Here is a 13,333-nt window from a genome sequence, read left to right on the forward strand (position 1 = left end):
ATGAAATATAAGAACCTACTCTCCGGCGCTTTCCGGGCCGGGTATTTCTCCATACTGTTTAATGATAGACCATAGCTCGTCTTTGCCCTGCCCGGTTTCCGAAGAGAACAAAACAAGTTCGTCCGTCTTGTCCATACGAAGAGCTTCCCTGATGATTTTCACATGCTTCTGCCATTTCCCCTTAGGAATCTTATCCGCCTTCGTAGTCACGACGCATACCGGCAGCTCGTTATATTTGAGCCATTCAAACATAGCCTGGTCATCTTTAGTGGGCGGATGGCGCAGGTCGATCAGATGGAGCAGAAGCTTGAGATGCTCCCGCTCCAGAATGTACTGTTCAATAAATTTCCCCCATACGGCTCGCATGGATTTGGACACTTGGGCGTAACCATAGCCTGGCAAATCAACAAAATATAAGTCCTGATTAATTTTATAATAATTCAAGGTTTGAGTTTTGCCCGGCTTCGAGCTGGTCCTGGCTAAATTCTTGCGGTCGATCATCCGGTTGATTAAAGAGGATTTACCGACGTTGGATCGCCCTGCCAGAGCGATTTCCGGCAGAGCGTCCTGGGGATATTGCGCGGGACCGACCGCACTAATGACAAATTCCGCTTGCTTGACTTTCATTAAGGCTGCACCTGCTTTCCTGCAAGCACAGGCCGAACCAATGCTTCATCCAGCACCTGATCCATATGCGAAACGGGAATAAAGCGCAGATCCTCCCGCACACTCTCGGGAATTTCCTGAATATCCTTCTCGTTATCTTTAGGCATCAGGACGGTTGTAATTCCGGCACGGTGGGCTGCCAGCGCCTTCTCTTTAAGCCCCCCGATGGGCAGCACCCGGCCCCGCAGTGTAATCTCGCCGGTCATCGCAACCTGGCGGGAAACAGGAATATTCGTAAGCGCCGATATTAAGGAAGTGGCTATAGTAATTCCGGCTGAAGGTCCGTCCTTCGGGATCGCCCCTTCCGGAACATGGATATGAATATCGTTCTTCTCATGAAAATCAGGCGCAATCTGAAGTTCTTCCGCGCGTGAGCGAGTGTAGCTGAAAGCGGCCTGGGCGGATTCCTTCATAACATCTCCAAGTTTACCGGTCAGTGTCAGCTTTCCTTTCCCCGGCATGACGCTGACCTCTATCATGAGGGTATCCCCGCCGACCTCGGTCCAAGCCAGGCCCGTTGCCGCACCAATCTGATCCTGCTCCTCTGCAACCCCAAAGCGGAATTTAGGCGGCCCGAGGAAATCCTTCAGATTATCCGCCGTCACCGTTATCTTCTCCGCTTCCTTGGAAACAATTCTCTTGGCCGATTTACGGCACAGGCTAGCCAATTGCTGCTCCATATTTCGGACTCCGGATTCCCGCGTATATAAGCGGATAACGCTCTGCAGCGCTTCTTCCTCGACCGTTAATTGCCCCGGCTCCAGACCATGCTCCCGTTCTTGCTTCGGCAGCAAATAGCGCTTCGCAATCTGCAGCTTTTCCATTTCGGTATAGCCCGGAATGTAAAGCACTTCCATCCGGTCCAGTAGAGGTCTCGGAATATTATGCACCGCATTAGCGGTAGTGACGAACATAACGTTAGTCAAATCGAAAGGAAGCTCTATATAGTGGTCGCTAAAGGTGTTGTTTTGTTCCGGGTCCAGCACCTCCAGCAGAGCGGACGAAGGATCCCCGCGGAAGTCCATCGACATCTTGTCGATTTCGTCTAGCAGGAAGACCGGGTTATTGGTTCCGGCGGATTTCATCCCCTGGATGATCCTCCCCGGCATGGCTCCAACATAGGTGCGCCGGTGCCCGCGGATTTCCGCTTCGTCGCGTACGCCGCCGAGCGAGATACGAACAAATTCCCGACCAAGAGAACGGGCAATGGAACGGGCAATGGATGTCTTCCCGACTCCGGGAGGTCCGACAAAACAAAGAATCGGCCCCTTCAGTTTCTTGACCAGATTTTGCACGGCCAGATACTCCAGCACGCGCTCCTTCGGTTTCTCCAGCCCGAAATGATCCTCGTTGAGGATTTGTTCCGCTTTCTCTATATCGAGATCGTCCTCCGTCTGTTTAGCCCACGGCAGTGCAAGAAGCCAATCGATATAGTTGCGGATGACTCCACCCTCGGCTGAGGTGGAGGGCATTTTCTCCAAACGATCGATTTCTTTGCTGATTTTATCCTTGACCGGATCCGGCATTACCGTCTCGGCCAATTGGGCCCTTAACTCCTCTACTTCACCCGCGCGTCCTTCCTTATCGCCAAGCTCCTTCTGGATCGCCTTCATTTGCTCGCGAAGGTAATATTCCTTCTGAGTTTTTTCCATCTGCTTCTTGACGCGCTGGCTGATTTTGCGCTCCAGCTCGAGCACTTCCCGCTCGTTGTTCAATATATCGAGAAGCTTTTCCATTCTTTCCCGGACATCGATCGTTTCCAAAATTTCTTGCTTATCTTTAATTTTGAGAGATAGATGACTGCAGATCACATCCGCCAGTCTGCCCGGCTCCTCGATGTCTGAGACGGCAGCCAAGGTTTCAGGCGTCACCTTCTTGGACAGATGAATATAATGCTCAAACTGGTTGAGCAAGGTGCGCATCAAAGCATTAATTTCGGGATCCGGAACAAGCTGTTCCGGCAATTCCTTAATTTGCACCTCATAATATTCGGATGTGGATACGTAATCGATGATTTCTGCCCGGACCATTCCTTCTACCAATACCCGGATCGTGCCGTTAGGAAGCTTCAGCATCTGTCTGACTTTAGAAACGGTGCCGATTCGATATATATCTTCCATGGCCGGCTCTTCAATGTTCACTTCCGATTGAGAACACAGGAGAATCAAACTGTCGTCGACCATGGCTTTATCCAACGCTTTCACGGACTTCTCCCGTCCGACATCCAAATGCAGAACCATGCTTGGATAGACAAGCAGTCCGCGTAATGGGAGCAAAGGCATAGAACGTACCTTTGATTTATTCCCCATCTACAGCACCTCCGATGAACTCTGTCTTTTTCGCTGTGTGCAATCCATTTTATCAAAAGTTATTTCAAAACACCAATTTCAGCGGCTTTTCTCCTCCGGATAGGCCTCCGCCAAAAAGACACGGCAACGGCCGGCACGCACAGGCCAGCCATTGCCGCTCTATCGGACTTGCAGTTTAAGTCGGCCTATTTACTGGATTGGCATGAAGATAAGGAAGCGGAGAGGCGACCAGCACATCTTTGGAGGCTGTGGAATTGCCCTCTTCGGCCACCGTCATGTCTATTCCGATCGCTAACTGCAGCGTTTCCTCAATTGTATGGACGGGAATAACCTTCACACCCTCCAGATTGGCAAACAGATCCTGCCAATTCTCCGCCGGTATGATCACTCGATGAGCGCCGGCCTGAAAGGCAGCCTCTACTTTGGCAACCACTCCTCCTACCGGCTTGACGCTGCCGTGAATGCTGATCTCCCCTGTCATAGCCAGCTTGGGATCGACCGGTATTTGCAGCATGGCGGATACAATCGCCGTGGCCATGGAAACTCCCGCGGAAGGTCCGTCGATAGGCGTTCCTCCCGGGAAATTGATATGCATATCATAATCCTGAGGGCGGAATCCGAGCCTCTTGAGCACAGTCAGCACATTTTCTACTGAACCGCGCGCCATGCTTTTGCGCCGCAATGTTTTGGAGCTGTTTCCCATCTCTTCCTCGTCTACTACCCCAGTAATGTTAAAGCTTCCCGTCCCCGGCTCCGCCGGAATAGCCGATACTTCAATTTCCAGTACCGCTCCCAAATTCGGTCCGTAGACAGCCAAGCCGTTAACAAGGCCAACTCTCGCTTCTTCGGACACCTTCTTGTCCGGACGCGGGGGAATTTGGCTGCTGTTCACTACCCATTCCACATCGGCCGCTGTAATTTCATGCCGGTTATCCGTCATTGCCAGTCCTGCCGCCAACTGAATGATATTGACGGCCTCACGTCCATTCGTCGCATAGCGCTTAACGACTTCAACCGCTTCGTGGTTTTCCGGCAAGCCTATTTTTCTGATCGCATTCACCGCGATTTGCCCTATTTCGTCCGGGATAAGCGGGCGGAAGAAGATTTCCATACAGCGGGAGCGGATCGCAGGAGGGATTTCCTGCGGAGTCCTGGTCGTAGCCCCTACCAAACGAAAGTCCGCCGGCAGCCCGTTCTGAAAAATATCATGGATATAACTCGGAATATTCGAATCCTCCGAATTGTAATAGGCGCTTTCCAAAAATACTTTGCGGTCTTCCAGTACCTTTAACAGTTTATTCATTTGAATCGGATGCAGTTCCCCGATTTCATCAATGAAGAGAATCCCCCCGTGGGCTTTGGTGACTGCTCCGGGCTTGGGCTGGGGAATTCCCGCCACTCCCATCGCACCCGCCCCTTGATAGATCGGATCATGTACAGAACCGATCAGCGGGTCGGCGATGCCCCGCTCGTCAAAACGGGCGGTAGTCGCGTCGATTTCCGTAAACTTGGCATCCTGCCTGAAAGGGGAATAGGGGTTAGCTTTGGCTTCCTCAAGAACGACTCTCGCAGCCGCCGTTTTCCCTACCCCAGGCGGTCCATAAATGATGACATGCTGAGGGTTAGGACCGCATAAGGCCGCCTTTAATGCTTTGAGCCCATCCTTCTGTCCGACAATGTCGTCCATTTTGGACGGTCTCGTCTTTTCGGCTAATGGCTTGGACAAGGAAATCGTCCTCATTTTTCTAAGCTTCTCCACTTCCTTCTTCGATTCCCGGTCCACTGCGGTTCGGTTGCTCTGCTGGTTCCTCAGCAAATTCCAGAAATACAATCCTATAATGACCGCAAAAAATAATTGGATCAGCATCAGTATCCAACTTAAACTCATAGGTTACCTCCGTCCTTTCGAACAATTCGATTATGCTCATAGTATTGCCGTTCAGAGTTCGTCATAGTCCTTTCTGAGGGCAAAGTTTTTTGTTCGAAGAATGAAATGGACGGGGGTGCCTAAAACTAAGATTAATCAAAATCCAAATAAGCCATAGCATATCCCCGAAAGGAGACTAAGAAACCAATGCCTTTATATTTGCTGCCACTTCTGGCCTTATTGCAATGGTTCTCCTTAACAAACGCGGAGGCTCCCGTTCCCTCCTCCAATTCCCCGCTGCTTCCCCGCACCGATGTGCTGATCGATGTAGGGCATGGAGGAATAGATGGAGGCACCTCTCACGGCTCATTACTTGAAAAGGATATCAATCTTCAACTGGCGCGTCATTTGTACAGTATTTTGCAGGAGAAAAATTATAATGTCGCCATCAACCGAATAGGTGATTATGCGCTGAGTGATGATAACCGCTTTCCGAAGGTGCATTCCCGCCATAGACGAGATCTGATTCAACGTAAGGAAATTGCCAGCCGGCTCAAGCCCAAAATCATGGTCAGCATCCATGTCAATTGGTCCAAGCGGTCTTCACAATCCGGAGGAATTGTTCTGCATCAGAAAAGCGAAGAAAGCAAACAGCTCGCCCACTCTATCCAAAGGTCGCTTAACGAATTGTATAACCGAGATCATTCCACAGCTATAGGCAGAACTTACTTTCTCCTGAATCAGAGTAAATGCCCTACAGTCATTGTCGAAATGGGATTCATCTCCAACGACTCAGACCGTAAACGTCTTACAGATCCCAAGCTTCAGCGGGAGCTCGCGGCTGCCGTAGCAGAAGGGATCGAACAATATATGAACACAAATCCTGGCCGGTAATGAGAATCCTTCTATTTTTCATTTTCTGCTGGTGCCGGCAAATGGAATGGCGCGTCTAACTGGATTTCATACAGCTAGTTTGCTCCTTTGGAGCGGAAGACGGAAACTACCTTGAAAATCCGTCTATTTTACCGTCTGCAGGCATCGTTGCAAGCGGAGCGGCACATCTAACTGTATTTTGTACAGGTAGATTCAAGCGAATGGGCGAAAATGATCAAACTAACTGGATAAATTACAGTTAAAATGGGCAACTTTGGGCGAAACGGCTGTTTTGGCGCAAACTAGCTGTAGGTTCCAGTTAGTTTCCATATTTCTTCCGAATATAGAAATCTAACTGTATGAAATCCATTTAGTTTTCAATTTCCATTTATATATAATTTCACCAATAAAATCAAAACCGATTTTCTCTATATCAAAAAATCCCGGCCGCCTAAATACAAGGGCCGGGAAAAATGCTTTTAACGCATATATTTTTATCGGTTGGCTTATCTTCCTTTTGTTCGAGCAATTGTAAATTAAAATTAATGCTTGCGTCCGGGGATAACCCCGGTTTCCTCATAAACGGCAACGATATGATCAATTTCTTTCTTCAGTTCGCTGACGAGTTCCGCCTCAGGAACCTTGCGTACGACTTCCCCATAACGGAATAGCAAGCCTTCCCCGCGGGCGCCGGCAATACCGATATCCGCTTCACGAGCCTCCCCTGGCCCATTCACAGCACAGCCCAGCACCGATACTTTAATCGGCACCCTAAGCTTGGAAATATACTCTTCCACTTCATTCGCGATGGAGACAAGGTCTATGTCAATCCGCCCGCAGGTCGGGCAGGAGACAAGAGTCGCCGCATTGGAAATCAGACCGAACGTCTTCAGCAGTTCTCTGGCAACCTTCACTTCCTCCACCGGATCGGCGCTTAATGAAATGCGGACGGTAGAACCGATTCCCATCGACAGCAAAGCTCCAATCCCTGCCGAGCTTTTGATCGTTCCTGTATGAAGCGTGCCTGATTCCGTTATTCCTAAATGGAGCGGGTAACGGATCACTTCGGCCGCTTTGGAATAAGCTTCAATCGCCATCGGAACATCGGAGGCTTTAAGCGAGACGATAATATCGTGGAAATCCAGCTCTTCCAGAATTCCAATATGGAAAAGGGCGCTCTCAACCATCGCCTCCGCTGTAGGATAACCGTATTTCTCCAGCAGATGCCGTTCCAGAGAACCGGCATTCACCCCGATACGGATCGGGATTCCCCGTGCCTGACAAGCCTTCACTACTTCCTGAACTCTCTCCCGCTTACCGATATTGCCGGGATTGATTCTAACCTTGTCGATCCCGTTCTCAATCGCCTTCAAGGCAAGCCGGTAGTCGAAATGAATATCTGCAACAAGCGGGATGCTGATCTGTTTCTTGATCTCCTTAATGGCATCTGCCGCTTCCTGGTTATTCACAGTAACCCGGACTAACTGGCATCCGGCCTCTTCCAGCCGATGAATTTCGGCAACGGTCGCCTTCACGTCGGCCGTCTTGGTCGTGCACATGCTCTGAATGATAACCTCATTATTCCCGCCGATCGTTAAATCCCCTACCCGGACGGGAACGGTCTCCGTACGATGGTACATAATTCTTCTCTCCCATGACGGCAAATATCCTCCCGAGCAGTCCGATATCGGACTGCCTAAGAGGATGATCGGCCGGAAAATAGTTGCTTGTTATGCACTTTCTTCCTTTTTCTTATCATCTTTGGTCGTGAGCATCGGAGCAATCTTCTCCTCCACGACTTCTTTGGTCACCGTGCAATTGCGCACATCCGTCCTGGATGGGATGTCATACATAACATCGAGCATAATCCGCTCCAGAATGGCACGCAGACCACGGGCTCCTGTGCTCCGTTTGATCGCTTCTTTGGCGATGGCCTCTAGTGCATCCGCTTCGAATTCCAGAGCTACGTTATCCAGCTCCAGCATCTTCTGGTACTGCTTAACCAGTGCGTTCTTCGGCTCCGACAGAATGCGGACAAGCGCATTCTCATCCAGAGGCTCCAGCGTGGAGATTACCGGAAGACGACCGATAAATTCCGGGATAAGCCCGAATTTAAGCAGGTCCTCAGGCAGAACCATGGATAAATATTCTCCCGGCTTCAGATCTGCCTTGATGCCATCCGTACCGAATCCGATCACCTTCTTGCCGATTCTGCGCTTGATGATCGATTCCAGACCGTCGAAGGCCCCGCCGCAAATAAACAGGATGTTCGTCGTATCGATTTGGATGAACTCCTGATGCGGATGCTTTCGGCCGCCTTGCGGAGGAACGGAAGCTACCGTACCTTCCAAAATTTTCAGCAGTGCCTGCTGTACCCCTTCACCGGAAACGTCTCTGGTAATGGACGGATTCTCCGATTTACGGGCGACTTTATCGATTTCATCGATGTAGATAATGCCTCGCTCGGCTTTCTCCACGTCGTAATCCGCAGCCTGAATAAGCTTGAGCAGAATATTCTCAACGTCTTCGCCGACATAACCGGCCTCGGTCAAAGAAGTCGCGTCGGCTATAGCAAACGGTACGTTCAATATCTTCGCCAATGTCTGTGCTAAAAGCGTCTTCCCGCTTCCCGTCGGGCCAAGCAGTAAAATATTGCTCTTCTGCAGCTCCACATCTTCAATCTTGCTCTGGGAGTTGATGCGCTTGTAATGATTATATACTGCGACAGACAGAGATTTCTTGGCCTGATCCTGCCCTATGACATACTGATCGAGAATGTTGCGGATGTCCTTAGGCTTCGGAATGTCCTTGAGATCGATCTCTTCCTCATGCCCTAGCTCCTCTTCCACAATCTCCGTGCACAGCTCGATGCACTCATCACAAATATATACGCCAGGACCGGCCACCAGCTTGCGAACCTGGTCTTGGGATTTACCACAGAACGAACACTTCAGTTGACCTTTTTCTTCATTAAATTTAAACATGGCTTCACCCCTATTCCTTTCAGATCGTTCTGGTAATCACTTGATCGATGAGCCCGTACTCCTTAGCTTCCTCGGCGCTCATGAAGAAATCCCGGTCGGTGTCCCGCTCTATGACTTCAATCGGTTGTCCCGTGCGTTCTACATAAATCTGATTCAACCGCTGCCGGGTACGAATAATCCAGTCGGCATGAATCTTAATATCGGAAGCTTGCCCTCTGACCCCGCCAAGAGGTTGATGGATCATCACTTCGCTGTTCGGAAGGGCAAACCGCTTGCCCGGAGCCCCGGCTGTTAATAGAAGGGAGCCCATACTTGCCGCCATTCCAACACAAATGGTCGACACGTCCGGCTTGATGTGCTGCATCGTATCATAGATCCCCATGCCGGCCGTCACCGAACCGCCAGGAGAATTGATGTACAAGTGAATGTCTTTCTCGGAATCTTGAGCAGCCAGAAACAGCAGCTGGGCTATAACCAAATTGGCAACATCATCATCTATGGCGCTACCAATAAAAACAATCCGGTCCTTTAACAGGCGCGAATAAATGTCATAGGAACGTTCTCCGCGATTTTCCTGTTCGACGACCATGGGTATTAAGGCCATGTGGGGATCCCTCCTACTCCTTGATTAAAGCAAAATGAACCGGTCTGAAACAGCCTTTCAGTCCACCTTCATTTTATCATGTTTAACGTATTGTGTCATATTTACACTATCCTATGCAACCCTTCATTAACGTTCCGGTTAAACGCCTTGGCATGCATTAACTTATTCCTGAACAGGGGCATCTAGAGCAATCGGAAAGTCGGTTCATCTTCTTCATAATGAACTTAAACTTTCCGATGTGGTAAAACAAAGGCACGTAACTAGACGCGCCTCTGACTAGACTATGTTTTAGCTTGCAGCAGGAACCGACTTGCTGTTATCCACTAGGAAATCAATTGTTTTGCGGATGCTGATATCCTTGCCCATATTTTCCAAGGTTCCGTTCGCTTCCAGAATGCTCCGGATTTCTTCCGTCGTCCTCTGGTAAGTCTTGGCCATGTTCTCGAGCTCTGCGTTGATTTCCTCTTCACTGGCTTCAATGTTCTCGGCTTTGGCAATGGCCTCGAGCACCAGATTGTTGCGAACCCGCTTCTCTGCATCTCCGCGCATTTGCTCCCGAAGCGCTTCTTCGTTCTGACCGGAGAATTGGAAGTACAGCTCCAGATTCATCCCCTGCATTCTCAAACGATCTTCGAAATCTTTAAGCATGGTTTCCACTTCGTTATCGATCATGACAGAAGGAATGTCCACCTCTGCCGCCTCCGAAGCTTTGTTCACCAATTCTTCCTGAATTTGCGCTTTGTTGGCTTGCTCTTTTCTTTCCGCAAGCTTGCGGCTCAGGTCTTCTTTAAACTCATCCAACGTCTCAAACTCGCTCACATCTTTAGCGAACTCATCATCCAGCTCAGGCAGATTCTTGCGCTTGATCTCATGAAGCTTCACCTTAAACAGGGCCGGCTTTCCTTTCAGATCCTCTACATGGTACTCCTCAGGGAAAGTAACCTCGATGTCCTTCTCTTCTTCCTTAGCCATTCCCACGATCTGAGCTTCGAAGCCCGGGATAAAGCTGTTAGAGCCAAGCTCCAAGGAATACTTCTCGGCCTTGCCGCCTTCGAAAGCTTCGCCGTCGACAAAACCTTCAAAATCGATGACGACCATGTCGCCGTCTTCCGCCGTGCCCTCTTCCACAACAATAAGCTCGGCATGACGCTGCTGCAGTCGTTTCAGCTCGGCATCCATCTCTTCTTCCGTAACTTCGGAGCTGCGTTCCGTAACTTCCAATCCCTTGTATTCGCCAAGCGATACTTCAGGCTTCACTTCCACTTTGGCTTTAAATTTCAGAGCCTGTCCCTTGCCGATTTCTTCAATATCGACTTCCGGACGGTCAATCGGTTCGATTCCAGTTTCCTTCACGGCCTGTATGTAGGCTTCGGGAAGCAGAATATCTAATGCGTCCTGATACAGGGCTTCGGCCCCGAACCGTTTTTCGAAGATCGCGCGCGGAACTTTTCCTTTGCGGAATCCCGGAACGTTAACTTTTCCAACTACTTTCTTAAATGCTTTATCCAATGCGGCGTCAAATTGTTCCGCTTCGACTTCGACGGTAAGAACGCCTTGGTTCTTCTCTATTTTTTCCCAGCTTGCTTTCATTTTATGCTTTCCCCTCCAAAAATGTACCTAACTTTTTCACGTTTCAGCTTACATAACCATTTCATTATATCATAAAACCTTTTCATTTCAAGAATAGCTATGAACGCGGAAAAACATCCCTTACAAAGCTTTTAAACATAGTAGTCGCCCGCGCCAGAGCGAACTTGAGCCTATCCGTCATCCCATACAGTTCCAGTATGTCCTCCTCATCGGGGGTGCCAACCATTGTTTCCTCCAGCACGAGATGAAAGGCGCAGGCCCACGCGTCCATCTGCTCCTCCGATAAGGACAGAAGCTCACGGTAAATGGAAGTTCCGTAAGCATAAGCGAGAAACTCCTGCCAGGTTTCCGAGGCAAAATACGCCAATACCGGATGCTTGGACTCGCTGAACGACAGAAATCTTTCTACAATAGAATAGGCTTCCTGAGGAAACTCTTGAAATGAGGGTGGAGTATCCTGGATATCCAGCACGATCTTCTCGCCAAGCTTCTCCAGCGTTACCGTCCCCCCTTCCCCCCTTCGTTTCAGTACCTGCAGAACCTTGAACTGAAGAATCGGAGGAAGCCTCGGGGAAACAAGCCAATTCTTGAGCGCTTCATTAATAGAAGGGTGATCCAGGCAGCTTAATTGCTCCAATGCAAGAGCTTGCTTGGCCAAGTTCGTCCCGTCCTGCAATATTTGCAGCAGTTCGTTAACGTAATTGGCGTTGTTCTTCTCTTTACCCGTCAACTGCCGGCGTCTTAATTCTTCTTCGCTGATGTCCTCTTCTTCCTCCGCGTATAGCTCTGGCTGCATCGTACGCAGCCAATCCAGTAGCGCCTGCCACTCCTCATTCGTCCTTGGGTCGCCGCTGTCACACTGTACTAAAAAATGGAGTAATTCTATCGCTTCGCGGTATCGCTCGGTCTCGAGCATCCGCGTCAATTCCATTTGGTAATAATCTATCGTTTTCGGAAATAAAACGACGTTATCCTTAGGTTTATCGGTTATTGCCTTCACCATCTTTCCATAATAAAGCTTTAGCTAGATACTATCGTTTTCGGAACAAAAATGCAAAAAAATGAGCCCAAAAAAATACGAAAAATACCTGTTGATTTTCTTTTGGTGCTGTGTTAATATTAATCATGTTTCGCGCTAAAAATGATTAACCGCCCTTGCAACAGTTTATTTATCAAGTCCCAGTAGCTCAGCTGGATAGAGCAACGGCCTTCTAAGCCGTGTGTCGGGGGTTCGAATCCCTCCTGGGACGCCATACTTAGATATCAAAGTCACCATGTTATGGTGGCTTTTTTGCTGTTTCCAACTTTCCAGCCATACAACAGTGAACCTACAACTTGATCTATATATGGTGTACTCTCTGCTAGAACGCTGGACACATCATGTTTGCAGATGCTTAGCACGGTTTGCTGGCTGCACGGCATGCATACACTGTATAATTCTGTATTCGCAGGGATTCACAAGTTGGACCGAATCTAGAATCTTATGGGACATCGCCCTGTGGGTTGACCAAATAGCTACTTGCAGGGGGATTATGAATTCAGGAAGGCATTCTGAAAGGTACATCATACATCGCATGGGCGGCATGACGTATACCCATGTAAACTGCCAGTATGCCGGCCATTTGCAGATACACAGGTATATACAGCTTTCTGGATATGAATTCTCAGGAGCTTCCCACCCATGTAGAAAAGAGAATGGTGATCTATGTCGGATTCTGGGCATAGCATATTTCAAAATCAAGGTGCTTGGGTTCTGAAATTTTAGGGTGTCATCTGGCATACACGGTGTATGGGCTGGACATGCCCTGTATGGTACAGATTTAATGTACATTGTACACATTCAAATACAGCATCCCCAGCAATGTATACCGCATGTACAGCAGATTTTGATTACAACCATACATGGCCCAATTTCAGGAATTCTCAAATGCCGAGCATATTCCAGGGGTAGTGAGTAATCGTTGAAATCCGCATTCGCAGGGATTCCAAAATCCCAGAGAGCCATCTGGATATACACTATACATGAGCTTGGGCATGTATCCCAGCCATACATGCATATGTGAGTAAGCCTGAATAAGCATGGAACACACCCATTCCCCCTTGTATAGCCTTACCAACCCGAACTGAATAAGAACTAAATGAATAAAATTTAAAAATGGGGCTACATGAACCTCGTAGACCCCACGTTTCCAGAGAGTATACACCATTCTCCACATGTACAACCTCTGGCTTATTCTCTTTACTCATTTTACTCACTACTTACCCACGAGCATACACTGCTTACCCATATACACTGGATTTAATAAAAGTGGTTTACTCAACCATGGACTGCAGACATTCAAGTTGTTCAACCTTTTTTATAGCATGACCTATGCACTTCGAGGTAATCCTTGGTAAATTTCCGGTTTTGGCGTAGTCCAAAGAAGCACCAAATAATGCT

At 48.9% G+C, this 13,333-nt stretch carries 9 protein-coding genes and 1 tRNA gene; 2 read left to right on the plus strand and 8 right to left on the minus strand.

Annotated elements, in window-relative coordinates:
* Positions 1–15 precede the first annotated feature (15 nt).
* From yihA to lonB, 3 genes are all read right to left on the minus strand, one after another.
* A complete protein-coding gene (gene yihA, locus FS806_RS16565) occupies positions 16–627 on the minus strand; it encodes a ribosome biogenesis GTP-binding protein YihA/YsxC (protein ID WP_144938832.1) in 612 nt (203 codons plus the stop codon).
* On the minus strand, positions 627–2,975 hold the full coding sequence (gene lon, locus FS806_RS16570; protein ID WP_144938835.1) for an endopeptidase La: 2,349 nt from the start codon (positions 2,973–2,975) through the stop codon (positions 627–629). The genes yihA and lon overlap by 1 nt, the downstream gene beginning before the upstream one ends.
* A 175-nt stretch (positions 2,976–3,150) precedes the next feature.
* Positions 3,151–4,863 carry an ATP-dependent protease LonB gene (gene lonB / locus FS806_RS16575; protein ID WP_144938838.1) on the minus strand — a complete coding sequence of 571 codons (1,713 nt, stop codon included), beginning with the start codon at positions 4,861–4,863 and terminating at the stop codon, positions 3,151–3,153.
* Between the two features lie 186 nt (positions 4,864–5,049).
* On the opposite strand from lonB, the gene FS806_RS16580 reads away from it, so the two are divergent.
* Positions 5,050–5,736, plus strand: coding sequence for an N-acetylmuramoyl-L-alanine amidase family protein (locus FS806_RS16580; RefSeq protein WP_144938841.1), 687 nt, complete (start codon positions 5,050–5,052; stop codon positions 5,734–5,736).
* Positions 5,737–6,257: 521 nt separating this feature from the next.
* Here the strand turns inward: FS806_RS16580 and ispG are convergent.
* The 5 genes from ispG to FS806_RS16605 form a co-directional block, all read right to left on the minus strand.
* Complete coding sequence (ispG, locus tag FS806_RS16585) at positions 6,258–7,355, minus strand: flavodoxin-dependent (E)-4-hydroxy-3-methylbut-2-enyl-diphosphate synthase (RefSeq protein ID WP_144938844.1); 1,098 nt, start codon at positions 7,353–7,355, stop codon at positions 6,258–6,260.
* Between the two features lie 90 nt (positions 7,356–7,445).
* Positions 7,446–8,699, minus strand: coding sequence for an ATP-dependent protease ATP-binding subunit ClpX (clpX, locus tag FS806_RS16590; protein WP_144938847.1), 1,254 nt, complete (start codon positions 8,697–8,699; stop codon positions 7,446–7,448).
* A gap of 19 nt (positions 8,700–8,718) precedes the next feature.
* A complete protein-coding gene (gene clpP, locus FS806_RS16595; RefSeq protein ID WP_144938850.1) occupies positions 8,719–9,303 on the minus strand; it encodes an ATP-dependent Clp endopeptidase proteolytic subunit ClpP in 585 nt (194 codons plus the stop codon).
* Between the two features lie 288 nt (positions 9,304–9,591).
* A complete protein-coding gene (tig, locus tag FS806_RS16600) occupies positions 9,592–10,893 on the minus strand; it encodes a trigger factor (RefSeq protein ID WP_144938853.1) in 1,302 nt (433 codons plus the stop codon).
* A 97-nt stretch (positions 10,894–10,990) separates the two neighbouring features.
* Complete coding sequence (locus FS806_RS16605; RefSeq protein WP_144938857.1) at positions 10,991–11,896, minus strand: hypothetical protein; 906 nt, start codon at positions 11,894–11,896, stop codon at positions 10,991–10,993.
* A gap of 173 nt (positions 11,897–12,069) precedes the next feature.
* Here FS806_RS16605 and FS806_RS16610 point away from each other — a divergent pair.
* A tRNA-Arg gene (locus FS806_RS16610) sits at positions 12,070–12,146 on the plus strand.
* Positions 12,147–13,333: the final 1,187 nt, after the last annotated feature.

The organism is Paenibacillus sp. 32O-W (assembly GCF_007679495.1).
GTDB classification, from domain to species: Bacteria; Bacillota; Bacilli; order Paenibacillales; family NBRC-103111; genus Paenibacillus_L; species Paenibacillus_L residui.